Genomic DNA, 23,111 nt, shown 5'->3' with positions numbered 1-23,111 from the left:
CGGTATCCGAGCCTCAGCGTAGCCCTGTTTCGATCGTGCGTTCGATACCTCATTTGAGTGATACACATGTCACGTTCACATTGAGGCATGAACCATTTAGGCTCCGGGCACGTCCTCACCAACAACCGGCAAGCCAGTCGGCGGACACAATCGGACAAGCGCCCCAAAAGCGACAACTAACGCATCAGAGGCCAATCCGCTACCAACAGGTAGCATCCAGTCACTTCGAAGTCATCTTTCGAGGAAAAGCCACGAGCGGGAACGTTTTCGGCCTGGTTGGATGTTGACCCTGGTACGACAGCTCGTCGAGCTAGAGAAGAGGCGACGTGACTACAGTTCTGACCCCCGCGAGCCCGCTGACGGCAGCGGACCGCTGCGACCGTTGCGGCGCCCAGGCATACCTGCGCGTCGTCCTCATCAGTGGCGGCGAACTGCTCTTCTGCGCGCACCACGGGCGCAAGTTCGAGCCCGAACTCAAGAAGATCGCTGCGGAAATACAGGACGAAACCGGCCGACTCACCGACACCCCGGCGCAAACGGTCGAGGACGAGCACTGACACATCGCATCTGCGACGAGCTCGGACCTACGGGCGGCCGGACCCCAGCTGGGGCCGGGCCGCCCGTCGGCCTTCCGGGGCCCGTCAACGGTGCCGCGCGTCCTGTGCGCCGGTGATCAAGGCACTGACCGAGGAGATCCGGGTGTAGACCCCGGGACGGCCCGCCTCGGCGCATCCGGTGCCCCAGGAGACCAGGCCGACCAGCTCGCCGCCGACCACCAGCGGCCCGCCGCTGTCGCCCTGGCAGGCATCCCTGCCGCCCTGCGGCTCCCCCGCGCACAGCATGGTCCTGCGGAGGTACGTGCCCTCCCCGGTGCCCGGGTAGGCCCGCTCACAGACCGCGTCGGCGAGCACCACCACCTCCGCCGAGCGCAGCACGGACGAGTACCCCCCGGTCCCCGTGGTGTCCCCCCAGCCGTACACGCGGGCCGGCGAGCCCGCCCGGTAGGCCCGGGAGTCGTCCGGCCCCGCCATCGCGATGGCGGAATCCGCGGGCAGCGGGCTCTGCAGTGTGATGACCGCCACATCGCCCGCATTGGTCACCGGGTCGTACCCCGGGTTGATCCGGACCTGCTGCAGCCTGATCTCCTGGCCTGCTCCGCTCCGCAGATCGGTCCGGTCGGCGATGATGCGCAGATCCCGTACGTTCCGCCAGCTTCCGCCGAGCACACCCCGGCCGAAGCAGTGTGCCGCGGTGATCACGGTCGAGGCGGACACCACGGCCGCGCCGCAGAACTGGCCCGATCTCGACGGTCCGAACCGGTTTCGACTGGCCAGCGCCACCGCCCAGGGCTGCTCCCCGGCGACGACCTGGTCTCCCCCTATGACCGCCGCCTCGGCCTTCGCGGCGGCTCCTGGAACCGCCAGTGGCGCGATCAGCACCGCCAGCGCCATCGCCGACCCGTTGAAAAGCATCCGGAACGTACAACGCATACGGCCTCCTGACCCTGTGGATCCCTCTGGAAACCCAGAGTGATCCATAGGACCGGAGGCCGCATCCGCTGGATTGCGAAGGATCAGTCCAGATAGTCGCGCAGCACCTGCGAGCGCGACGGGTGCCGGAGCTTCGACATCGTCTTCGACTCGATCTGGCGGATCCGCTCACGCGTGACCCCGTAGACCTTGCCGATCTCGTCGAGCGTCTTCGGCTGCCCGTCCGTGAGGCCGAAGCGCATGGAGACCACGCCCGCCTCCCGCTCGGACAGGGTGTCGAGCACGGAGTGCAGCTGCTCCTGCAGCAGCGTGAAGCTGACCGCGTCGGCCGGCACGACCGCCTCGGAGTCCTCGATGAGGTCTCCGAACTCGCTGTCGCCGTCCTCACCCAGCGGGGTGTGGAGGGAGATCGGCTCGCGGCCGTACTTCTGGACCTCGATGACCTTTTCGGGGGTCATGTCGAGTTCCTTGGCCAGCTCCTCCGGGGTGGGCTCGCGGCCCAGGTCCTGGAGCATCTGGCGCTGCACGCGGGCCAGCTTGTTGATGACCTCGACCATGTGCACCGGGATACGGATGGTGCGGGCCTGGTCGGCCATCGCGCGGGTGATCGCCTGGCGGATCCACCAGGTGGCGTACGTGGAGAACTTGAAGCCCTTGGTGTAGTCGAACTTCTCGACCGCACGGATCAGGCCCAGGTTGCCTTCCTGGATCAGGTCCAGGAAGAGCATGCCGCGGCCGGTGTAACGCTTGGCCAGCGAGACCACGAGACGGAGGTTGGCCTCCAGCAGGTGGTTCTTGGCCCAGCGGCCGTCCTCGGCGATGATCTCCAGCTCGCGCTTGAGCTTGGGGGCGAGCTTGTCCGCCGCCGCCAGCTTGTCCTCGGCGAACAGGCCGGCCTCGATGCGCTTGGCGAGCTCGACCTCCTGCTCCGCGTTGAGGAGCGGAACCTTGCCGATCTGCTTCAGGTAGTCCTTGACCGGGTCGGCGGTGGCACCGGCCACCGCGACCTGCTGGGCGGGAGCGTCGTCCTCGTCGTCGTCGGAGAGCACGAAGCTCTCGGACTCGGGCTTGTCCGACTCCTCGTCACCCTTGCCGGGCGTGGTCGTCTCGTCGGCTTCTTCACCGTCGGCGGCCTCGTCATCGCCCGAGGTCTTCTTGGCGGCGGTCTTCTTGGCCGCCGTCTTCTTGGCGGCGGTCTTCTTGACCGCTGCCTTCTTGGCCGCCGGCTTCGCGGCGGGTGCATCGGATTCTTCGACCGGATCGACCGTCTCGGCCTCGACAGCACCGGGTGCGGTGGCGGCCTTGGCGGCGACGGTCTTCTTGGCGACGGTGGCCTTGGTGACGACCGTCTTGGTGGCGGTGCGCTTCGCCGGGCTCTTGGCTGCGACGCTCTTGCGAGTGCGCTTGGGCTCCTCAGCGGCACTGACCATCAGCGTCACACCTTCCTCATCGAGGACCTGGTTGAGGCTGCGCAGAACGTTCTTCCACTGGGTTGCCGGAATCTGGTCCGCTTCGAAGGCCCGACGCACGTCGTCGCCGGCGATCTGCCCCTGAGCCTTACCCCGCTCGATGAGCGCCATCAGAGACTCGGACTCGGCGATCTCCGGCGGGAGCGTACGGGATGTGCTGGCCGACACGAACAACCTCTCGGAACGATGGGAACGACTCGGTGGAACCGCCCAGGAACACAGCGTCAGAACTCCCGCTGCTATTCCTCGTGCGGCCACCACCTCTTAAGTCATCGCGCTGCCTCGCCAAGCGTTACGCCCGGCCCACGTGGCCCGAGTCACACCCCATACCAACGGTACTCATCCGATAGCGGGACACTCTTCGCACAGGGGCTGCCGCCGGCCCCGGACCGGTGGTCCGGGGCCGGCGGCGGATCGGCCGTACGGTCAGTGCTCGCGCGGGGCCGGGACGACGTGATCGGTCGCGGCGACCTCGGTGTGCACGGCGAGCAGCTGGCGCATCGTGGCCTCGGCGCCGGCCCCGTCGCCCGACGCGAGCGCCTCGACGATCCGCCGGTGCAGGGCCACGGCGGGCTCCCCGGGCCGCTCGCAGCCGGTGATCGGGCCGCCCGACACGTGCAGGGCGGAGGAGACGATGCCGGCCAGGTGCTCGAGCATCCGGTTCCCCGCCACCTGCAGGAGCAGGGAGTGGAACTCGGCGTCCGCCCGGGAGAACGTCAGGGAGTCCCCCTGGGCGGCGGCGTGCCCCATGATCTCCACCATGTCGGCGAGGCGCTGCTGCACGTCCTCGCGGCCGTGGCCGGCGGCGAGCCGGGCCGCGAGCGGCTCGATGGTCCAGCGCAGCTCGAACAGTTCGCGGCGCTGGTCGTCGCGCTGCGGGCCGAAGGCCCGCCATTCGATGATGTCGGGGTCCAGCAGGTTCCAGTCGGCGACCGGACGGACCCTGGTCCCGACGTTCGGCCTGGCGCTGACCAGGCCCTTGGCCTCCAGGACGCGCAGGGACTCGCGCACCACGGTGCGGGAGACCTCGAAACGCTGGCCGATCTCCTCGGGGACGAGCGGCCGGTCGGCGCCCAGGTCGCCGGAGACGATCATCTGGCCGAGCTGCTGGACGAGTTGGCCGTGCAGCCCGCGGCCCCGGCTGCCGCCGGCCCGGCGGCCGACCCGGCCCATGTCCGAATCGGCGCCGTCCCAGGAGGGCAGGCCGGGGCGGTCGACACCTGAGGCGTCGGCGTACGAGTAGCGGTCGAGCTCGGCCGGGCCGATGCTGGAGTCGGCGGAACGAGCCGTGGTCATCAGGGGGTGCGCAAGGGTACTCACGCATCCTTTGTCGGCGATGCCGGTGCGAGCCTTGAGGGCTTTGCTGAAAAGCACACGAAAGGGTGAGCGCCCATCACCTGATAATTGACGCTTTATCGGAACGAAACGCCCTACGGGACAGGCCACGGCGACAGTTCCGTTTATCCGACCGCGAGTTGGGCGGCGTCAACGTCCGCGGCCGCGCAACACCGTTGCGAGGTGGGCGCAGAGCAGCACGGTGAGCGACAACACGAAGGCGCAGGCTACCGGTTGCACGGCCTTTCCCGTCACCCCGGCCGCGGTGCTGCCGACGCCTCCGGGCCAGCCGCCGAGGACGCTGAGCAGCGCCCCCGCGGCGTCGATGAGGTGGCTGCCCGGGCGGCTGCGGACCGCCAGCCGCACGGCGGGGGCCACCATCAGCGGGACCGCCAGCACCGCCGCCATACCCAGCGCGGTGGTGCGGAAGAGCCCGGCTGCCAGCAGCCCGGCCCAGGCGCAGCCGACGGCCAGCGCCGCCCAGGCGACCGCCTGCGCGGGCCGTTCGGTGGGCAGTGGGACCGCGTCGGGTCCCAGGACCGCCCGGAGCACGACGGTGTCGAGCACCGCGGCCGCGGCCGCGATCAGCAGCGCGGCGGTGCCGGCCACCAGCAGCTTGGCGGCGAGCAGCCGCAGCCGCCGGGGCACCGGGACCTGGGCCGGCGCCAGGGCCGGGTAGCGGAACTCCTGTCCGTAGGCGAGCGCGCCCAGCAGACCGGCGCCCAGCGCGGCGGGGGGCAGTGGCAGCTGACGTACCCAGCCGGACATCATCGACAGCGCCGACGCCTCCCCGGTGCGCGAGAGCACCAGGGCGCCGGCCACCGAGGCCAGCAGCGAGAGCGCGGCGATCCACCACGGGGTGTGGATGCCACCGAGCCGCAGCAGTTCATACCGCAGCGGCTGCGCGGGAGTGGCCGGCGCGACGGCCGGCCGGGACGGAGCGGGAACCCGGGCGGGCGGCCCCTCGGCCCTCGGGGGGCGCGCGGTGGGATCGCGGCCGTCGGCGCGGCCCAGCGCGGCGACCGGGCCGAGGTCGGCGACCTCGTCGCTCAGCCGGTGGAGCAGGATCCCGTTCCGGTAGGCGATCTCCCCGATGTGCGCGGAGGTGGTGCCGAAGATGACCAGGCGGCTGCCCGCGGCCGAGGCGATCTCGGTGCCGCTTTCGGTCAGCACACCGGCGAGGCGCTGGGCGTGCGGGGAGTGGACGGCCACGTGCGGGCGCAGCCGGGTGCGGGTGAACTCCTCGGCGGACTGGTCCGCCACGAGCCGGCCGCCTTCGATCGAGACCACCCGGTCGGACGTCCTGGCCATCGCCTTGGCATCGCGCCCGGTGACCAGGACGGCTCCGCCGTCGGCCGCGTAGGCCCGCAGCAGCGCGTGCACCCAGGCGGCTTCACGGGGCGTCAGGCCGAACGAGGGTTCGTCCAGGAAGAGGGTGCGCGGTTCGGCCAGCAGCGCCGCGCCGAGGCCGAGCCGCCGGTCCATGCCCAGCGAGTAGGTGCTCAGCCGCTGGTCCGCGAGGCCGGTGAGGCCGACGATGTCGAGCACTTCGTCGGCCCGCTCCACCGGCACGCCGAGCGCGGCGGTGAGCATACGGAGATGGCCGCGCGCGGTACGCCCGGGATGACCCGGCACGTCGCCGAGCAGGATGCCGACCTCGCGGTTGGGGTGCCGGACCTTGTGCAGCGGGGCGCCGTCGAAAAGGGTGACGCCCCGGCCCGCCTCGAGTTCGAGCATCAGGCGCAGCGTGGTCGATTTTCCCGCGCCGGGTGCTCCGAGCAGGCCGGTGACCTGCCCGGGGCGGACCTCGAAGGTGAGGTCGTCGACCGCGGGCGGACCGTTACGGCGGGGCATGCTGGTCAATCCGATGGCCTGGATCACCCTTGCACCATAACGCCCGAAATCAGACCTCTGGTCGCAACATGGGCGGATTAAGCAGAGCCGCCCCTCCGGCCTGGAACAGCTGGGCCGGACGGCCGCCCTGACGGGTCGTCGTCCCCCCGGTCGGCACGAGGAAGCCGACGGTGCCCGTCACCTTGCGGTGGAAGTTGCGGGGATCGAGGGCCACGCCCCACACCGCCTCGTACACCCGCCGCAGCTCACCGACGGTGAACTCGGGTGGGCAGAAGGCCGTCGCCAGCGAGGAGTACTCGATCTTCGACCTGGCACGCTCGACCCCGTCGGCGAGGATCCGCGCATGGTCGAAGGCCAGCGGAGCGGCCTCGCCCGAGGTGTCGAAACCGTCCTGCTCCAGCAGCGAGCCCACCGGCGCCCAGCGGGCGCTGCGCGCGTCGCCGCCCGCGCGCGGCGCGGGCAGATCGGGCGCCAGGACGAGATGGGCGACGCTGACCACCCGCATCCGGGGGTCGCGGTGCGGGTCGCCGTACGTGGCCAGCTGTTCCAGATGGGCGCCGCTCTGGGCGCGCAGACCGGTCTCCTCCGCGAGTTCGCGGGCCGCGGCCTGGGACAGGTCCTCGTCCGCTCTGACGAACCCGCCGGGCAGCGCCCAGCGCCCCTGGTAGGGCGGCTCGCCGCGGCGCACGGCCAGTGCGCACAGGGCATGCTGCCGCACCGTGAGCACGACCAGGTCGACGGTGACGGCGAAGGGTGGAAAGGCCGACGGGTCGTAGGGCGACATGGCGCGATCATAGTCGTCTGCCTGACGATAAACAGCAGGACGGCCCCCTGCGCCCGCCCTCGTTTCAGCTGGTTTCCGGCGCCGGGGCCGCACAGGGGTCGGAGCGCGGGCACAGGGCGGGCGCGGTGCGGGCCGCGGGCGCCGCCGGCGTGCCGCTTCGCGACGACACGCCGCCGCCTCACGCGCCGAGCTGGAGGGCGGGGGCGGCCTCCTCGACCATCGCCATGCCGAGTCTGCTGACCCGCACCGCGAACGGCTGCTCGTCGACCCGCAGTCCCGAGAAGCGCACCTCGCCCAGCGGGGCGGTACTCATCGGACGCACCGCGACGACGCCGCCGGGAGCGTCGGGCCGCACCCCCGCGAGGGAGGCCAGCAGGTGGACAGCGCCCGCGGCGGCGACGGCGGACGGCCGGCACGCCGTCGGGTGCGGCAGCGGTGTCCGGTCCGCGGTGCGCTGTTCGCCCGCGTACATCTCGGGGAGCCGGCATCCGAAGGTCGCGGCCGCGTCGAGCACGCCGCGCAGGAGGGCGCCCGCCTCCTTCTCGTATCCGGCGGCGGCCAGGCCCGATACGGCGAGGGCGCTCTCATGGACGCGTACCGCGCCACTCCGATGGCCGAACGGGTTGTGTCCCGGTGCGCGGCTCGACAGCGTCCGCAGGCCCCATCCGGAGTCGAGGTCCGGGGCTCCGAGCAGCCGCGCGAGCTGCCCGGTGCGGGCCTTGCCGAGCAGCCCCGCGGCCAGGGTCCCGCCGCCGAGCAGTCCCGTGTCGAGCAGATGGACCGCGGCCGAGCCGAGGTGGGTCGCCCGCCTGCCGCCGGGAGCGAGCGCCGCGGCGGGCCGGCCGCCACCGCGGTCGTCGACCCAGAAGTCCTCCTCGAACCGCTCACGCAGCCCCGCCGCGTACTCGCGCCACGCGCCGGCCCCGGGGCGCCCGTACGCGTCCAGGAGGTCGGCGCCGTGCAGCGCCGCCCGGTGCGCGTGCGCCTGGACCTCGCAGCGCAGCGGACCACCGGGGGCGGGGTCCGGTACGTAGCCCGCCGGGTCCGCGACCGCGCGCAGCCAGCCGAGGCAGCGCTCGGCCGCGGGCAGCAGCAGCTCGGCCTCCCGCCGCGGCATCCCCCAGCGCCGCGCCTCCGCCAGGACGGTGACGAACAGCAGCGTGGCCTCGACGCCGGAGCAGGTGGGCGGCAGATGCGGTCCCGCGTGCCGCAGAACGCCCGGGATCCGGCCGCTGTCCCGGTCCTGTCGCCGCGCGAGGGTGCGCAGGGTGCCCGCGGCCAGCCGGGTACCGAGCGGCAGCAGCATCCTGGCGGCCCACAGCGCGTCGGCGGGCGCCAGCCCCATCCGCCAGGGTGCGCCCGCCGCCACATGGACGTCGGCGAGCCGGGCCGGGTCGCGCAGCAGCAGCGCCCGCAGTCCGTCCAGACTCCCCCGCAGCAGCGCCTCGCCCCTGGCGTCGTCGCCCGACAGCTCCGCGACGGACCAGGGCACGGGCGCCCGGTCACCGCGTACGGGCGCGGCAGCGGGAACGGCGGACCCGAGCCCCGCGGACTCGCGGGACACCCGCAGCTCGAAGGTCCGCCCGGCACCGGGCGGCACCTCCAGATCCCAGCGCAGCACCCCGGCCGACGCCAGCACACTGGCGGGAGCCGGCCGCGCGGTGACCCGGACCCCGATGCCGTCGTGGGACCAGCGCAGCCCCGCGGCGCAGACGCCGGCCGGCAGATCGGGCCCCGCCCGCCCCGCGGCGGCCGCGCCGATTTCGGCGAGGTCGGTGCCCAACGCCACTTCGAGGGGGAGCCGCAGCACGGCCGGCCCGGTGTTGAACACGGTGATGCGCTCGCCACCGTCGGCGTCCCGCAGCCGCTCCACCGTCACCGCAGGGTCGGGGCCGGCGTCGGCCGGGGTCCTGACCACCGCCACGAACCGGGCCCGGTCCGCGCTGAGCAGGGCGCCCAGCACGGGGACCGGCTCGGCTCCCGCCAGCCGCACCTCGCAGCGCGCCAGTACCCGCCGGCCCTCCTGGTAGAAGCCGTCGAGCCCCTTCCCCCGCAGCTGCCCGTCCTCGGCGGAGACGGCCAGCGAGGGGGCCGCGACACAGATCACCGAGGTGTGCATGGGCTGCGGGCCGGAAGCGGTCCTGGTCAGGGCGGGAGGAGCCGGAACGGTCGGGGCGGTCGGCGACGGGTTCACATCCCAGTGAACGGCCGTGTGGGCACCCGGGTCACGGCCCGTCTACCGTTCCTGGACAGGGATCGCATCCCCGGTATCCGCCCGCACCATCGGAAAGAGACGCCATGGCCGTGTACCGCCAGCCCGGCACCGTAGTGACCGACCACTCTTTCGACGTACCGCTCGACCACGCGGCCCCCGCGGGGGAGCGGATCCAGGTGTACGCCCGTGAGGTCGTGGCCGCGGGCCGGGAGGGCGAACCGCTGCCGTGGCTGCTGTTTCTGCAGGGCGGTCCCGGTGGCCGCTCCCCGCGCCCGCTCGGCCGCGACGGCTGGCTGGTCCGGGCCCTGGACGACTACCGGGTGCTGCTGCTCGACCAGCGCGGCACGGGACGCTCCACCCCCGCCAACCGGCAGACCCTGCCCGCGCGCGGCGACGGTGGCGCCCAGGCCGCGTATCTCGCGCACTTCCGGGCCGACTCCATCGTGCGGGACTGCGAACTGATCCGCCGTGAGCTGCTCGGCGCGGAAGGGCGGTGGAGCCTGCTGGGGCAGAGCTTCGGCGGATTCTGCGCGCTGACCTATCTCTCGCTGGCCCCCGACGGCCTGCGGGAGGCGTTCATCACCGGCGGCCTGCCGGGGCTGCGCAGCAGCGCCCTCGACGTCTACCGCTCGGCGTTCCCCCGGGTGGAGCGCAAGAACACCGCGCACTACGACCGCTACCCCGGGGACGTGCGGACCGCGCGCGCCGTCGCCCGGCATCTGCGCGACCACGACGTGACGCTGCCGGACGGCGGCCGGTTCACCGCGGAGGCGTTCCAGTCGCTGGGCCTGATGCTCGGCACCGGCACCGGCTCGCACACCCTGCACTATCTGCTGGAGGACGCCTTCCTCCCCGACTCCGCCGACCCGCTGCTCTCGGACGGCTTCCTCGCCGAGGCGCGGAGCCATCTGTCGTTCGCGGCCAATCCGCTGTACGCCGTGCTCCACGAGTCGGTCTACGGGCAGCGCTCGGTGTCGGCCGCGGGTACCGGTTGGGCGGCGCAGGCGGCGCATCGGGAGTTCCCCGGGTTCGACGTGGACAAGGCGCTGGCGGGCGAGGACCCGGTGCTGTTCACCGGCGAGATGATCTACCCGTGGATGTTCGACGGCGACCCCGCGCTCGTCCCGCTCCGGGACGCGGCGAACCGGCTGGCGCTGCGCGAGGGCTGGCCGGACCTCTACGACCCGGCCCAACTGGCCCGCAACGAGGTGCCGGTGGCGGCGGCGGTCTACCACGACGACATGTACGTCGACACCGCCGACTCGCTGGCCACCGCACGGGCGGTGCGCGGCCTGCGCACCTGGGTCACCGACGAGTACGAGCACGACGGTCTCCGGGTGAGCGGCGGCCGGGTCCTCGACCGGCTGATCCGACTGGTCCGCGGCGAGCTTTAGACGCGTCGATCACCCGTTGGCGCCGCTCCTGGCGCAGGCACTGGCGCAGCGGCTCGGGGTCGAGCCCCGCGTTCACCGAGTGGTGGAGCAGCCGCGCGAAGGTGTAGCCGGGGTCGAGGTCGAGCGCGCGGCCGAGCGCGACGCGCGCCTCGGGTTCGTCCCCGGACGCCCAGGCGACCCAGCCGGCCAGTGTCAGCGGGGCGGCGGCGTGGTCCTCGTACGGACCGACGCACCGCCGGGCCAGGGCCCGCCACAGGCGCAGCGCGGGATCGGTGTGCGGCGGCTCCATCCACTCCGCCCGCCCGGTCCCGCGCGGCGCGGTCCTGCAGGCCCAGGATGATCTCGGCGGCCTCGTCGTTCCCGAGCAGCGCGTCATCGCGCCGGTCGCTGCGCGCCGGATCCCCGTCCGCCGGGGTGGCGCGGAAGCGTTCGAGCGCCGCGCCGACCAGGGTCAGCGTCCGGTGCCGCACGGCCTCGCAGTCGTCCACGTCCAGGATCCGGGGGACGAGTTCGGCGCAGACCCTGTCCAGCGCCAGCGCCTGCCCGGCGGTCCGCTCCGGGGCCGGCGGCACGAGCCGGGCCTCCATCTCCCGCAGTGAGCTCCGCACGTTGATACCGGCGTACGCGGCGGCCGCGGCCATCACGGAGTCGCCCGAGGTCGCGATGGTGAAGCCGTCGGCGGGACAGCACTCGCTGCCGGCACAGCAGTAGGACCACCAGCGGCCCGCCGAGACGCACAGTGCCTCGATCACCGGCACGTCCAGGGCTCCGCAGGCCGTGCGCAGCCGCTGGGCCAGCGGCCGCAGGCGTTCCATGACCTCGGACGGCCGCTCGGTCCCCGACGGGTCCTGGCACAGGAACAGGACGATCGAGGCGGCGCGGTCGCCGCGCTGCTCACTGCCGCGCACCAGGCAGTCCGCGAGCTGCGAGGCGACCGCGGGCCACTCCCCGCGGTCCTTGGGAATCCCCAGCCGCAGCCGGCCGCCGAAGCGGCCGTGGTCCCCGTGCAGGGCGACCATCACGATGGAGTCGGTGGGATGGAATCCCATCAGGTACGGCAGGGCGTCGGCCAGGTCGGCCGGGCTGCGCAGGGTGACCTTCGGATCGTTCTCGGACCGGGGCGATTCGGTGTGCTGTGTCATGGCCCGACAGTCCCGCAGGCCGGTGATCTCCGCCAGGCCCCCCGAAAACCTGTGGATAACTTCGGGGCCGAGTTATCCACAGGTTCGGTGCGCGGTTCGCGCGTTGTCGGTGGCATCGGGTTGCATGGGGGCATGACTGACTCCCCCACCGCGCTCCGTACCGCGGCCGACACCGTCCTGAGCCGCCTCGTCGGTGACCCCACCGGCACCGCCCGGCTGCGCGAGGACCAGTGGCTGGCGGTCGAGGCGCTGGTGGCGCGCGGGCGCCGGACGCTGGTCGTGCAGCGCACCGGCTGGGGGAAGTCCGCGGTCTACTTCGTGGCCACCGCCCTGCTGCGCCAACGCGGCGGCGGCCCCACCGTGATCGTCTCGCCGCTGCTCGCGCTGATGCGCAACCAGGTCGAGGCCGCGGAACGGGCGGGGATCAAGGCCCGGACGATCAACTCGGCGAACACCGAGGAGTGGGACACCATCGAGGCCGAGGTCGCGGCGGGCGAGGTGGACGTGCTGCTGGTGAGCCCCGAGCGGCTGAACAACCCCGATTTCCGGGACCAGGTGCTGCCCAAGCTCGCGGCGACGACCGGGCTGCTGGTCGTCGACGAGGCGCACTGCATCTCCGACTGGGGCCATGACTTCCGTCCCGACTATCGGCGGCTGCGCACGATGCTGGCGGATCTGCCGCCGGGGGTCCCGGTGCTGGCCACCACCGCGACCGCCAACGCCCGGGTGACCGCCGACGTCGCCGACCAGCTCGGCACCGGCACGGCCGCGAAGGGCGAGGAGGGCGCGCTCGTGCTCCGCGGGCCGCTGGAGCGCGAGAGCCTGTCGCTCGGCGTGCTGCGGCTGCCGGACGCGGCGCACCGGCTGGCCTGGCTCGCGGACCATCTCGACACCCTGCCGGGCTCCGGCATCATCTACACGCTCACGGTCGCCGCCACCGACGAGATCACCGCGTTCCTGCGCGGCCGCGGATACCCGGTCGCGTCCTACTCGGGCAAGACGGAGAACGCCGACCGCATGGCGGCCGAGGCGGACCTGCTGGCCAACCGGGTCAAGGCGCTGGTCGCGACGTCGGCGCTCGGCATGGGCTTCGACAAGCCGGACCTGGGATTCGTCGTGCACGTCGGATCGCCGTCCTCCCCCATCGCCTACTACCAGCAGGTGGGCCGCGCCGGGCGCGGGGTGGACCACGCCGAGGTGCTGCTGCTGCCGGGGCGCGAGGACGAGGCGATCTGGCGCTACTTCGCCTCCCTCGCGTTCCCCACCGAGGACCAGGTGCGCCGCACCCTGGAGGTGCTGGCCGACGCCGGCCGCCCGGTGTCGGTCCCGGCGCTGGAGGCGCGGGTGGATCTGCGCCGGTCCCGGCTGGAGATCATGCTCAAGGTCCTGGACGTGGACGGGGCGGTGCACCGGGTGCGCGGCGGGTGGACGTCCACCGGACAGCCGTGGGCCTACGACACCGAGCGCTACGCGTGGGTCGCGCGGCAGCGTGAGGCGGAGCAGCAGGCCATGCGCGACTACGCGTCGGCGACCGGCTGCCGGATGGAGTTCCTGCGCCTGCAGCTGGACGACGAGGAGGCCAAGCCGTGCGGCCGCTGTGACAACTGCGCCGGCGCCCGGTTCGGCGTGGAGGTCTCCGCCGCGGCGCTGGACGCGGGCGCGGGCGGCGCTCGGCCGGCCCGGCATCGAGGTGGAACCCCGCAAGATGTGGCCCACCGGGCTGCAGGCGATCGGGCTCGACCTGAAGGGCCGGATCCCGGCCGGGGAGCAGGCGTCGTCCGGGCGGGCGCTGGGCCGGCTCTCGGACATCGGCTGGGGCAACCGGCTGCGCCCGCTGCTGGCCGACGGCGCACCGGACCAGCCGGTACCCGCCGACGCGGCAGACGCGGTGGTGCGGGTGCTGGCGGACTGGGCGAAGGGCCACGGGGGGTGGGCGAGCGGCGAGGCGGACGCCCCGCACCGGCCCGTCGGGGTCGTCACGGTCGCGTCCCACACCCGTCCGCAGCTCATCGGAACCCTGGGCGCGCGCATCGCCGAGATCGGCCGGATGCCGCTGCTGGGGCAGATCGCCTACACAGCGGACGCGGGGGCCGGCCGGGTACCGCGCAGTAACAGCGCGCAGCGACTGCGGGCGCTGCACGGCGCGTTCACCGTCCCGCCGGAACTGGCCGCGACGCTGGCCGCGACGCCGGGTCCGGTGCTGCTGGTGGATGACCTGGCGGACACGGGCTGGACTCTGGCCGTCGCCGCCCGGCTGCTGCGCAAGGCGGGTGCGACCGCGGTGTTCCCGCTGGTCCTGGCCGCGCAGGGGTGACGGGTGCCGACGTTTGAGACGACGAGCGGGATCTATCCGGCGCAGTCGCCCATAACCGTCCAGAAGAATCGACTGCCCGTTGCCGCCCGCAGGCGCGGGGGGAAGAATTGACGTTGGATCCCCGACCGGCTCATCGAGCCCCCTGACCGGCGTGCGCCCGCGCCCGGTCCCCGGGTGTATCCACCGGCCGGGGGCACCCCCGGCGATAGCCGGGGGAGGAACGTGACCATCGGTTTCGCTCCGCAGACCACGACGCGCATCTCCTCCCGACTCGACCGCAGCCTGGAACCGGCCGAGTGGACGGCCGCCGGGATCCCGCTGCTCGCCAACCCCCGCGAGGTCGTCAAGGACCTGTGCTCCCGGCACGTCCCGACTCCGGTCACCGCGGTGGTCGCCGTGTTGGCGCCGGAGGGCCGGCTCGTGGCGAGCGCCTCGTTCACGAGCAGCACCGGGATCGTCGACGGCTGGGAGCACCGCAACGCGATCCTCGCGCATCTGCGCCGGGTGGTCCCGCACGATCTGCGGCGGCGCACGCCCGCACGGACCGCGGTGCTGCTGCTGTGCCGCGGCGGGACACCCGGCTGGACCAAGGAGGACGGCGCGTGGATGTGGGGCCTGCGCGACGCGTGCGGGCTGCACGGACTGCGCTGCGGCGCGTACGTCACCCTGACCCGGGACGGCTGGCAGGTCCTGGGCGAGAACCGCTCGGGCCGCACGCCGAATTCCGGGCAACTTTCCGGACGGCCGGGCGGCGCGGCGACTCCGCACCCGCAAGGGGCGCCGGAGTCGCTGCGCCGCACAGCCGCTCGATGACCCGGACGGGAACCGTACGGCTCAGGCCTTCGCGGCGACGATCCCGTTGATCAACACCGGGTCGCCGCACACGATCAGCAGGGTGCCGGCGCGGGCCAGCGCGGTGGGCAGTCCCAGCGCAGTGGCATCGTCGGACCCGCCGTTGACCGCGACGACCACGACCTGGCGGCCGGCGGCACGTTCGGCCGTGATGCCGGCGTAGAAGACGTCGTCGCCCGCATCGTGCTGCGACCAGTAGGACGTCTCGCCGAAGGACAACTCGTGGGCAGCCCAAGGGTGGTGCTCGCCGGTGGTGAGCACCAGGATCTCGCCGGGCGCGCGGCCGGTGTCCAACAGCAGGTCGACCGCCTCGTCGGCGGCGTCGATCGCACCGTCGGCAGAGGCCGGGATGAGCTGGATCTGCGCCGTTGCGGTAACGCCTCCGGCTGCGCCCGGCGAACGCTGCGCCGGCGGCGCGGGGGCCGTGACGGTGGCGGAAGCGGTCGGGGCCGGCCCGCGGGCCGGACCGGGCCGACCGGGCCCGGCGTTGGCCGCGTAACCGGGGCGCGGAGGCCCGGGACGGGGTGTAGGACGGGGACCGGGGACAGGACGGGGGGTCGACGCGCTGCGGCCTGCGGCCGGAGCTGAGCGGGGACCCGGGACACTCTCGTGAATCTGAGGCTCCTCGGGGATGAGAGGCATGGGCTGATGTCTATCAAATACGCCGCGGTTACGCAGCGGTGGGTCGTCAGAAATCGAAACCGAGCTGCTCCCCAGGGTCGGCGGAGGCCCGGACCTTCTTCAGGTGCCGCCAGCGCGGCAGCGCGTCGAGGTACGCCCAGGACAGCCGGTGGTGCGGTGTGGGGCCGAGTTCCTCCAGGGCCGCACGGTGTACGGGCGAGGGGTAGCCGGCGTTGTCGGCGAAGCGGAACGGCTCGTGCTCCGCGCCCAGTTCGGCCATCGCGGCGTCGCGCTGCACCTTGGCGATGACCGAGGCCGCGGCCACCGAAACACAGGACTGGTCGCCCTTGATGACGGTGCGCACCTGCCAGGGCCCGCCGAGGTAGTCGTGCTTGCCGTCCAGGATCACCGCGTCGGGACGCTCCGGCAGGCCCTCGAGCGCGCGGACGGCCGCCAACCGCAGGGAGGCCGTCATGCCGAGGGTGTCCACCTCCTCGACGCTCGCGTGACCGAGGGCGTACGACGTCACCCAGTCGGTCAGCAGCGCGGCCAGCGGGGCGCGACGCGGCGCGGGGATCAGTTTGGAGTCGGTGAGTCCCGCGGGCGCCCGGCGCAGGCCGGTGACGGCCGCGCAGACGGTGACGGGCCCGGCCCAAGCGCCGCGTCCCACCTCGTCGACGCCTGCGACGATCTTCGCCCCGAGGGTGGCGCGCAGGGAGCGTTCGACGCTGTGGGTGGGAGGTTCATACGGCATGGCGGTGACCAGGGTACTCCCCCGTCACGGGCGGAGCAGCGGGAGCATCACGTGATCGACGAGATCGACCACGTCCTCCTCCCGGATCTGGTGGTCGCCGAGCTTGGCGCGGAACATCATCAGGGCGGGCGCGACGTCGGCGACGATGGCCGCGGTGGCGTCCGCGCGCACCGTGCCCCGGGTGATCCCGCGCCGCACCACGTCCAGGATGAGCTGCTTCCCCGGTTCGATCACGCCCTGGACGATCAGCTCGACGAAGGGCTGGGCGGCGGCGTGGTCGCACTCGTCCAGAACGGCCCGCAGCGCGATGCCGCCCTGCGAGTACATCGACTCGCGCATCCGCATGACGAGGCACAGCAGGTCCTCCCGGAGGGTGCCGAGGTCCGGCGGGGCGCCGATCTGCGGCAGCCCGAGCCGCAGCGCGTCGGCGACCAGCGCCTCCTTGGAGGGCCAGCGGCGGTAGACCGCGGCCTTGCCCGTCTGCGCGCGCGCCGCGACGCCCTCCATGGTCATTCCGCCCCAGCCGACGGCGCCCAGCTGGTCCAGAGCCGCGTCGAGGATCGCGCGCTCGAGGACCGATCCGCGGCGGCGCTGCAGGACCGGCGCCTCCGATCGGATTCGCTGCGAAGTACCCATCGACAAACCTCCGTTAAAGCATATAGTGAACGGTGTCGTTCACTATCTCACTGATGGGGGATCATCTGTGACGACCTCTCAAGTACGTGAGTCCCGCCCGCCGGGCACCGCCCGGCGCGAGGGACGACCCAATGTCGCTCTCGCGGTCATCGCCGCCTGTCAGCTCATGGTGGTCCTCGACGCCACGATTGTGAACATCGCGCTCCCGCACATCAAGGACGCGCTGTCCTTCTCCACCACGGACCTTTCCTGGGTGCTCAACGCCTACACCCTCACCTTCGGCGGCCTGTTGCTGCTCGGCGGCCGGGCGGGTGACATCCTCGGCCGGCGCAGGGTGTTCGTCTTCGGCATCCTGCTGTTCTCGCTCGCGTCCCTACTCGGCGGCTTCGCCCAGGAACCCTGGCAGCTGCTCGCGGCCCGCTCGCTGCAGGGCGTCGGCGGCGCCATCGCCTCACCCACCTCGCTGGCCCTGATCACCAGCACGTTTCCCGAAGGCCCGGAACGCAACCGGGCGTTCGGGGTGTTCGCCGCCGTCTCGGCGGGCGGTGGCGCCATCGGCCTGCTGGCCGGCGGCATGCTCACCGAATGGCTCGACTGGCGCTGGGTGCTCTTCGTCAACGTGCCCATCGGCCTGCTGATCGCCTTCCTCGCACCGCTGTTCATCAACGAGTCCGACCGGCAGACCGGGCGCTTCGACATTCTCGGCGCCATCACCTCGACCGGCGGTATGGCCTCGCTCGTGTACGGCTTCATCCGGGCCGCGGACTCCGGCTGGAAGGACTCCGTGACGCTCGGCGCCTTCGGGGCGGCCGTCGCGTTGCTGGCCCTGTTCGTGGTGGTCGAGCGGCGGGCCTCCGATCCGATCACGCCGCTGCGGATGTTCGCCGACCGCAACCGTTCCGGCACCTATGTGATCATGCTGAGCCTGGCCGCGGCGATGTTCGGGATGTTCTTCTTCATCGTCCTGTTCGTGCAGAACGTCCTCGGGTACAGCCCGATCGAATCCGGCCTCGCGTTCCTCCCGATCACCGTCGCGATCGTGACCGGCGCGGGTCTGTCGACGCGGCTGCTGCCCGTGCTCGGCCCGAAACCGTTCCTCGTCACCGGCACCCTGCTGACCGGCGTCGGCATGGCCTGGCTGACCCGGATGGATCCGGGCAGCAGCTATCCGGGCGGCGTGCTCGGCCCCATGGTGCTCTTCGGCTTCGGCATGGGACTGAACTTCGTGACGCTCACCCTCACCGCGGTCTCCGGCGTCGCCCAGCACGAAGCGGGCGCCGCCTCCGGGCTCCTGAACGCCACCCAGCAGGTCGGCGGCTCGCTCGGGCTGTCGATCCTGGTCACGGTCTTCGGCACGGCGAGCCGGAACGAGTTCGGCGACCAGCTGCCGGACTTCCTCGCCCGGGCCACCCCGCAGCAGCGGGCCGCGTTCGAGAAGACCCACGAGCTGCCCGCCCCCTGGGGGCACGACGTCCTCTCCGAGGGCATATCCACGGCCTTCACGGCCGGAGTCGGCTTCGTCGTCCTGGCGGTGCTGACCGCGCTGCTCGTGGTGCGGGTGCGCAAGAGCGACCTGGAGGCACTCAGCGGGACGTCCCCCGCGCCCGCGGCCTGACGCCGCTCCGCCGCCCGGCCGCACAAACGCGGCCGAGCGGCGGAGGGGCGGTGGGACAGGCGGCCGGGTGTGCCCGCTCTCAGGCCTCCGCGGGCGCCGCGGCCCACAGCGGTAGCGGTTCGGTGCGCTCCAGCCACTCGGCCGGCGGCTGCCCGGTGGGTCGTGAGGCGACGATGCCGCCGACGATGGCGCAGGTGGTGTCGACGTCGCCGCCCGCCTTGGCGGTGGTCCAGAACGCCTGCCGGTAGTCGTCCAGGTGCCGGGCCGCCGCCCACAGCGCGAACGGCACCGTGTCGTGAGCGCTGGTGCGCCGGCCGCAACCGAGCACCGCCGCCACCGTCGCCACGTCCCCGTAGTCGAGCATGTCGCGCGCCCGCCGTATGCCGGCCTTCACCGCACTGGTCGGCACCAGGTCCAGCACCGAGCCGAGCAGCGCCGAAGGGTCCTTCGGACCGTCCGGGTCGGCGACCAGCGCCGCCATGGCCGCCACGGCCATCGCGCCGACGACGGCCTCACGGTGCTGGTGGGTGGTGTACGCCGAGATCTCGGCCTGGTGGGTGGCCTGCTCGGCGTCGCCCGCGTACCAGGCGCCCAGCGGGGCGACCCGCATGGCGGCGCCGTTGCCCCACGAGCCCTGGCCGTTGAAGAGACCGGCGGCCAGCTCGCGCCAGTCGGCGCCCTCCTGCCGGATCAGGCGCAGCACGCGGTTCACGGCCGGGCCGTAGCCGCGGTCGAAGTCGTGGTGCTCCGCGAAGGACATCGCCAGGGCGTCCTGGTCGATGCGGCCGTGGGTGGCCAGCACGGCCAGCACGGAGCAGGCCATCTCGGTGTCGTCGGTCCACTGCCAGACACCGGGCGGCAGCCCGCCGTTCTGGAGGGTTGGGTAGTTGGAAGGGACGAAGAACTGGGAGCCGAGGGCGTCGCCGACGGCCAGCCCGCGCAGACTTGCCAGGGCGCGGGAGGTGTTTTCGGAGTCAACTGGGTGAGCGGTCATCGCGTCGGAAACTCTGACATCGTGCCTGATCCCGGTCAATCACCCTGTGCGCAAACTCACCCGTGGAATTCCTCGCCGGGCACGGCGTCCGGGAGCCGCCACCGCGCGAAGGGACGGTCGAGGGTGTAGCGGTCGTCGTCTCCGATGAGCAGGGTGCGGCTCTCGGCGTTGCCCGGGTTGGACAGGGATTCGAACTCCTCGACCGTCCAGTGGAACCAGCGCATGCAGAACAGCCGCATGGTCAGCCCGTGGGTGACGATCAGAACGTTCGGCGGGAAGTCCGGTTTGTCGAAGGCCCGGTAGAGGGTCTCCAGGAACGCGCCCACCCGGTCGTACACGTCGGCACCGGACTCGCCCTGCGCGAAACGGTAGAAGAAGTGGCCGTAGGCGTCCCGCGCCTTGCGCTGCCGCTGGACGTCGTCGACGTCCTGCCAGTTGCCCCAGTCCTGCTCCCGGAGCCGGGGCTCCTCCATCGCGTGCGTCAGCGTCGGATCGAGGTCCAGCCCGCGGAAGGTCTGCCAGGTGCGGCGGTAGGGCGACACGAAGGCCCGGACCGGCTCGTCACCGAACAGCTTCCGCAGGCCCTTCCCGGCGTCGGCGGCCTGCCGGCGGCCGACCGCGGTGAGTTCGAGGGCGTGGTCCGGCACCCTCTCGTAGATGGAGTCGTCGGTGTTGCCCTGCGACTCCCCGTGTCGGATCAGGACGATGTGGCGTGGTCGACCCATACTGATCAGCCTATTCCCGCGACGGATCCCGGGCGCGCCGGTACGACCTCCGCACCCCGGGACGCGGAAGCCCGGCCCGCCCAGCTCCGGGCCGCCCAGCTCCGGCCCGCCCAGCTCCGGCCCGCGAGGCGCCGGACCCCGGCGGCCCCCCGCCGACCCCGTCACACCGTCCACGCCTGCACGATGTCCACGACGTCGCCCGCCACCGACGACACGTCGGTCTCCAGCTCCGTGCGCTCCGCCAGCCGCGCCATCGCGGCGGGGCGGTACTTGCCGCGCTCGTTCGCCGCGATCCACAGGGACAGGACCAGGAAATCGCTGTCCGGCCCCTCGGCGAAGGTCCCGCGCAGCAGTCCCGGTGACCCGGCCATCGCCGGGTTCCACACCTTCTTCTGCATCTCGACGAAGTGCTCGCCACGGCCGGGCCGCACCTTCGAATGCGCCACGCGGAGCAGGTCGGCGTCGGCGAAGCGCGCCTCGAAGCCCACCCGCACGTCCAGCAGGTGCTCGAAGAGCAGCACCCCGAGGTTCTCGTACGAATCGGCCTGCGACCCCGCGAGCTGGTCGTGCCCGCCCCGCATGAAGGCGTCGTAGGCCGCCCGGTTGTCCCAGAACGCGAACAGGTGCGCCACGCCCGGCTGCGCGCGGCTCCAGCCGCCGCCCAGACCCCGGAATCCCGGCTGCCCCCGCAGTCCCGCCCACTTCCGCTGCCCCCGTTCGAACCCCGCCCGGTCCACGACCCCACAGCGAATCCACTTCACCAGCACCGCGCCATCCTAAGTCCGACCGGCACCCCTTCCGTGCCCGCTGACCCGCTCAATTCCCCTGTAGGGGTGGCGAATACGATCGGTCCATGGACGCTCTTCACCCCCGCCTCCTCGTGGAGGACTTCGCCACCGCCGCCGAGTTCTGGACCGCGGCGCTCCGCGACCTCCTGGGCATCGAGCCCGTGAAGGTCATCCCGGAAGCCGGATACGCCAACTGGGACCTGGACGGCGAGGGTGTCCTCGTCCTGTTCTCCCGTGCCGCCATCGCGGCCGTGGCCGGCACCGAGGCCCTGCCCGCCCGGCCCGCCGGGCAGGACAGCTCGATGCTCGTCCTCCGGGTGGACAGCGTGGACGACGCCACCCCGCGTCTCTCCGCGCACGGGGCGAAGATCGTGGCGGGTCCCCAGGACCGGCCTGCCTGGGGACCCGGACTCCGCACGGCGCACCTGCGCACACCGGACGGCACCCTCGTCGAGTTGCAGTCCTACTGAGCCGGAAGCCGGTGCGCGGGCAGAGCGCCCAGGCGCTCGGTGTCGGACGCGGCGAGGACGAGGCCGAAGGTGCTCTCCAGCACCTCGGCCAGCTCCCCGGCCGGCACCTTCCGCCGCTCCTCCGCGCCGTCCGCCGCGCCCGGGCGCGTCACCGTCAGCTCGTCCCGCAGCAGGGCGTACCGCGCCTGCGGCGTCACCCGCTGCGCCACGAGCTGCCCGGTGAACCGGGACAGTGGATGCGTCGACGTGTAGTGGTTCAGGACGACGAGATCCACCGGGTAGAGCGGGTTCGGCGTGAACGCGTACAGGTCCGACCAGCCGCGCGGCCCGAGTGAGCGCAACACGCGCACGCCGCCCGCCTCCTCGGCGACCTCGTAGGCCCAGCCGCCCTGCCACGTCGGTGTGCCCGCCGGCAGCTCGACCGGCTCCAGCGGTCCCAGACCGCCGAAACCGGTGTCCGCGAGCCACTCCGTGCCGTCCACGACGACCCGCAGCAGGACGTGCGTGACGGGCCGCAGCGTCGGACCCGCCGTACGGACCCGGGCTCCGTGGGCCGTCACGGCGAAGCCCAGACGTTCGAGGACCGCCGCGAAGAGCGAGTTCTGCTCGTAGCAGTAGCCGCCGCGGCGTTCCGTGACGAGCTTGCGCTGCACGCTGTCCAGACCGAGCCGGACCCCGCGGCCCAGCGCGACGTCCAGGTTCTCGAACGGGATCGCGTCCAAGTGCGCTCGGTGCAGCCCCCGCAGCGTCTTCACCGTCGGGTCCAGGCTGCCCGTGTATCCGGTGCGTGCCAGATAGGCGTCCAGATCGAGCAGGTCGCCGCTCCAGACGGACTCCGCCGCCGTCACCGCGCGCTCTCGGACGCGAAGCGGCCACCGGGCTTCAGCAGGTGCAGTCGGTCGCCGATGCCCGCTCGCCCGAAGGCCTCCACCAGGGTGTCGCCGTCCTGTGTGAAGTGCACCCAGTGCTCGAAGTGCAGCGGTACGACCTGCCGCGCTCCGAGGATCTCCGCCGCCTCGGCGGCGTGGACGCTGCCGAGCGTCAGGTCGGCCCCCGGCAGCAGCGGGGTCTGCGCGGCGCCGGCGAACAGCACCGCCACATCGAACGGGCCGAACCGCTCCGCGATCTCCCGGACGACTCTCAGCGAGGCGTTGTCCCCGCTCACGTAGACCGTCGGCAGGCCCTCGCCCGACAGGACGAAGCCGGTCACCTCGCCCACGAGGTGCTCGCTGCCGTCCGGCCCGTGCTGCGCCGGCACGCCGGTGATCCGCAACGTGCCTCCGTCCGGACGGGTCAGCTCGACGTGCTCCCAGTTCGGCAGGGCGGTGATGCCGCCGCCGATGCGCCCCAACGCCGAAGCGGTGGACAGGGTCAGCGGCACGCTCTGCAGGTACTCCCGCCCCGACGCGTCGAGGTTGTCCGGGTGCTGGTCGTGCGAGAGCAGGACGGCGTCGACGGCCCCGACCGCGTCCGCGCCGAGCGCGGGGCCGGCGGTCTTCACCAGCGCCCGGTCGCCCATCGGGTACTCCCCCGGCGCGTCGAACGTCGGATCGGTGAGCAGCCGCAGGCCCCCGATCCCGATCACCGCGGTCGGTCCGCCCACGTAATGGATATCCAGCTCGGTCATCGCAACTACCCCCAGTCGACGAGGAGACCGGT

19 protein-coding genes and 2 pseudogenes are annotated in these 23,111 nt (G+C 72.7%); 6 read left to right on the top strand and 15 right to left on the bottom strand.

Annotation, left to right across the window (positions count from 1 at the left end; all coding sequences use genetic code 11):
- Window positions 1-326 precede the first annotated feature (326 nt).
- Window positions 327-557 carry a hypothetical protein gene (locus M2266_RS26645; RefSeq protein WP_138357478.1) on the top strand — a complete coding sequence of 77 codons (231 nt, stop codon included), beginning with the start codon at window positions 327-329 and terminating at the stop codon, window positions 555-557.
- 84 nt (window positions 558-641) lie between these two features.
- Here M2266_RS26645 and M2266_RS26640 read toward each other — a convergent pair whose 3' ends face one another.
- From M2266_RS26640 to M2266_RS26615, 6 genes are all read right to left on the bottom strand, one after another.
- The gene (locus M2266_RS26640) at window positions 642-1,472 is read right to left on the bottom strand and encodes a serine protease (RefSeq protein WP_277440456.1); all 831 of its coding nucleotides are present in this window, start codon (window positions 1,470-1,472) and stop codon (window positions 642-644) included.
- 101 nt (window positions 1,473-1,573) lie between these two features.
- Window positions 1,574-3,127 (bottom strand): RNA polymerase sigma factor, encoded by a 1,554-nt coding sequence (locus tag M2266_RS26635; protein WP_277440455.1) that lies wholly within the window; start codon window positions 3,125-3,127, stop codon window positions 1,574-1,576.
- 258 nt (window positions 3,128-3,385) lie between these two features.
- Window positions 3,386-4,333 carry a FadR/GntR family transcriptional regulator gene (locus tag M2266_RS26630; protein WP_277440454.1) on the bottom strand — a complete coding sequence of 316 codons (948 nt, stop codon included), beginning with the start codon at window positions 4,331-4,333 and terminating at the stop codon, window positions 3,386-3,388.
- Between the two features lie 111 nt (window positions 4,334-4,444).
- The gene (locus tag M2266_RS26625; RefSeq protein WP_277440453.1) at window positions 4,445-6,148 is read right to left on the bottom strand and encodes an ATP-binding cassette domain-containing protein; all 1,704 of its coding nucleotides are present in this window, start codon (window positions 6,146-6,148) and stop codon (window positions 4,445-4,447) included.
- A 49-nt stretch (window positions 6,149-6,197) separates the two neighbouring features.
- Complete coding sequence (locus M2266_RS26620; protein ID WP_277440452.1) at window positions 6,198-6,932, bottom strand: NUDIX hydrolase; 735 nt, start codon at window positions 6,930-6,932, stop codon at window positions 6,198-6,200.
- Between the two features lie 178 nt (window positions 6,933-7,110).
- Complete coding sequence (locus M2266_RS26615; protein WP_277441368.1) at window positions 7,111-9,051, bottom strand: glycogen debranching N-terminal domain-containing protein; 1,941 nt, start codon at window positions 9,049-9,051, stop codon at window positions 7,111-7,113.
- A 179-nt stretch (window positions 9,052-9,230) separates the two neighbouring features.
- Here M2266_RS26615 and M2266_RS26610 point away from each other — a divergent pair, with 179 nt between their 5' ends.
- Window positions 9,231-10,541 (top strand): alpha/beta fold hydrolase, encoded by a 1,311-nt coding sequence (locus tag M2266_RS26610; RefSeq protein WP_277440451.1) that lies wholly within the window; start codon window positions 9,231-9,233, stop codon window positions 10,539-10,541.
- Window positions 10,542-10,563: 22 nt separating this feature from the next.
- On the opposite strand, the pseudogene M2266_RS26605 reads toward M2266_RS26610, so the two are convergent.
- A pseudogene (locus M2266_RS26605) lies at window positions 10,564-11,590 on the bottom strand (DUF4192 domain-containing protein); the annotation flags it as partial.
- A gap of 225 nt (window positions 11,591-11,815) precedes the next feature.
- Between M2266_RS26605 and M2266_RS26600 the strand changes: the two are divergent.
- Both M2266_RS26600 and M2266_RS26595 read left to right on the top strand, forming a co-directional pair.
- Window positions 11,816-13,997 (top strand): annotated as a pseudogene (locus M2266_RS26600) (DEAD/DEAH box helicase).
- 222 nt (window positions 13,998-14,219) lie between these two features.
- On the top strand, window positions 14,220-14,810 hold the full coding sequence (locus M2266_RS26595; RefSeq protein WP_277440450.1) for a hypothetical protein: 591 nt from the start codon (window positions 14,220-14,222) through the stop codon (window positions 14,808-14,810).
- A gap of 21 nt (window positions 14,811-14,831) precedes the next feature.
- On the opposite strand, the gene M2266_RS26590 is transcribed toward M2266_RS26595, so the two are convergent.
- Genes M2266_RS26590 through M2266_RS26580 form a run of 3 tightly spaced genes read right to left on the bottom strand, consistent with a single transcriptional unit; the run spans window position 14,832 to window position 16,860 of the window.
- Window positions 14,832-15,491, bottom strand: coding sequence for a hypothetical protein (locus M2266_RS26590; RefSeq protein ID WP_277440449.1), 660 nt, complete (start codon window positions 15,489-15,491; stop codon window positions 14,832-14,834).
- 46 nt (window positions 15,492-15,537) lie between these two features.
- On the bottom strand, window positions 15,538-16,224 hold the full coding sequence (locus M2266_RS26585) for a ribonuclease HII (protein ID WP_277440448.1): 687 nt from the start codon (window positions 16,222-16,224) through the stop codon (window positions 15,538-15,540).
- A gap of 24 nt (window positions 16,225-16,248) precedes the next feature.
- Complete coding sequence (locus M2266_RS26580) at window positions 16,249-16,860, bottom strand: TetR/AcrR family transcriptional regulator (RefSeq protein WP_277440447.1); 612 nt, start codon at window positions 16,858-16,860, stop codon at window positions 16,249-16,251.
- A 67-nt stretch (window positions 16,861-16,927) separates the two neighbouring features.
- Here M2266_RS26580 and M2266_RS26575 point away from each other — a divergent pair, with 67 nt between their 5' ends.
- Window positions 16,928-18,475, top strand: coding sequence for an MFS transporter (locus tag M2266_RS26575; protein WP_277440446.1), 1,548 nt, complete (start codon window positions 16,928-16,930; stop codon window positions 18,473-18,475).
- A gap of 79 nt (window positions 18,476-18,554) precedes the next feature.
- Here M2266_RS26575 and M2266_RS26570 read toward each other — a convergent pair whose 3' ends face one another.
- The 3 genes from M2266_RS26570 to M2266_RS26560 all read right to left on the bottom strand — a co-directional run bounded on the left by M2266_RS26570 (window position 18,555) and on the right by M2266_RS26560 (window position 20,961).
- Window positions 18,555-19,469 (bottom strand): ADP-ribosylglycohydrolase family protein, encoded by a 915-nt coding sequence (locus M2266_RS26570; RefSeq protein WP_277440445.1) that lies wholly within the window; start codon window positions 19,467-19,469, stop codon window positions 18,555-18,557.
- Between the two features lie 56 nt (window positions 19,470-19,525).
- The gene (locus M2266_RS26565; protein ID WP_277440444.1) at window positions 19,526-20,194 is read right to left on the bottom strand and encodes a histidine phosphatase family protein; all 669 of its coding nucleotides are present in this window, start codon (window positions 20,192-20,194) and stop codon (window positions 19,526-19,528) included.
- A 161-nt stretch (window positions 20,195-20,355) separates the two neighbouring features.
- Window positions 20,356-20,961, bottom strand: coding sequence for a YdbC family protein (locus tag M2266_RS26560; protein ID WP_277440443.1), 606 nt, complete (start codon window positions 20,959-20,961; stop codon window positions 20,356-20,358).
- 86 nt (window positions 20,962-21,047) lie between these two features.
- On the opposite strand from M2266_RS26560, the gene M2266_RS26555 reads away from it, so the two are divergent.
- The gene (locus M2266_RS26555; RefSeq protein WP_277440442.1) at window positions 21,048-21,452 is read left to right on the top strand and encodes a VOC family protein; all 405 of its coding nucleotides are present in this window, start codon (window positions 21,048-21,050) and stop codon (window positions 21,450-21,452) included.
- On the opposite strand, the gene M2266_RS26550 is transcribed toward M2266_RS26555, so the two are convergent.
- Together M2266_RS26550 and M2266_RS26545 are read right to left on the bottom strand one after the other, a co-directional pair.
- Window positions 21,446-22,300: an arylamine N-acetyltransferase gene (locus M2266_RS26550; protein ID WP_277440441.1), complete on the bottom strand. Its 855-nt coding sequence runs from the start codon at window positions 22,298-22,300 to the stop codon at window positions 21,446-21,448. The two genes, M2266_RS26555 and M2266_RS26550, sit on opposite strands and share 7 nt — an antisense overlap.
- Window positions 22,297-23,079 carry an MBL fold metallo-hydrolase gene (locus M2266_RS26545; RefSeq protein WP_277440440.1) on the bottom strand — a complete coding sequence of 261 codons (783 nt, stop codon included), beginning with the start codon at window positions 23,077-23,079 and terminating at the stop codon, window positions 22,297-22,299. Before M2266_RS26545 ends, M2266_RS26550 begins: the two co-directional genes overlap by 4 nt.
- Between the last annotated feature and the right edge of the window lie 32 nt (window positions 23,080-23,111).

Origin of the sequence: Streptomyces sp. SPB162 (genome assembly GCF_029504575.1) — a bacterium.
Classification (GTDB): Bacteria; Actinomycetota; Actinomycetes; order Streptomycetales; family Streptomycetaceae; genus Actinacidiphila.
The sequence above is the reverse complement of the archived record's forward strand: the minus strand, read 5'-3'. Positions and strand labels throughout refer to the sequence as shown.

Excerpts from the sequence above, each read along its gene's own strand:
- M2266_RS26640 (WP_277440456.1), bottom strand. The coding sequence starts at position 1,472 with ATGCTTTTCAACGGGTCGGCGATGGCGCTGGCGGTGCTGATCGCGCCA.
- M2266_RS26625 (WP_277440453.1), bottom strand. The coding sequence starts at position 6,148 with ATGCCCCGCCGTAACGGTCCGCCCGCGGTCGACGACCTCACCTTCGAG.
- M2266_RS26620 (WP_277440452.1), bottom strand. The coding sequence starts at position 6,932 with ATGTCGCCCTACGACCCGTCGGCCTTTCCACCCTTCGCCGTCACCGTC.
- M2266_RS26615 (WP_277441368.1), bottom strand. The coding sequence starts at position 9,051 with ATGCACACCTCGGTGATCTGTGTCGCGGCCCCCTCGCTGGCCGTCTCC.
- M2266_RS26610 (WP_277440451.1), top strand. The coding sequence starts at position 9,231 with ATGGCCGTGTACCGCCAGCCCGGCACCGTAGTGACCGACCACTCTTTC.
- M2266_RS26590 (WP_277440449.1), bottom strand. The coding sequence starts at position 15,491 with ATGCCTCTCATCCCCGAGGAGCCTCAGATTCACGAGAGTGTCCCGGGT.
- M2266_RS26585 (WP_277440448.1), bottom strand. The coding sequence starts at position 16,224 with ATGCCGTATGAACCTCCCACCCACAGCGTCGAACGCTCCCTGCGCGCC.
- M2266_RS26580 (WP_277440447.1), bottom strand. The coding sequence starts at position 16,860 with ATGGGTACTTCGCAGCGAATCCGATCGGAGGCGCCGGTCCTGCAGCGC.
- M2266_RS26570 (WP_277440445.1), bottom strand. The coding sequence starts at position 19,469 with ATGACCGCTCACCCAGTTGACTCCGAAAACACCTCCCGCGCCCTGGCA.
- M2266_RS26565 (WP_277440444.1), bottom strand. The coding sequence starts at position 20,194 with ATGGGTCGACCACGCCACATCGTCCTGATCCGACACGGGGAGTCGCAG.
- M2266_RS26555 (WP_277440442.1), top strand. The coding sequence starts at position 21,048 with ATGGACGCTCTTCACCCCCGCCTCCTCGTGGAGGACTTCGCCACCGCC.
- M2266_RS26545 (WP_277440440.1), bottom strand. The coding sequence starts at position 23,079 with ATGACCGAGCTGGATATCCATTACGTGGGCGGACCGACCGCGGTGATC.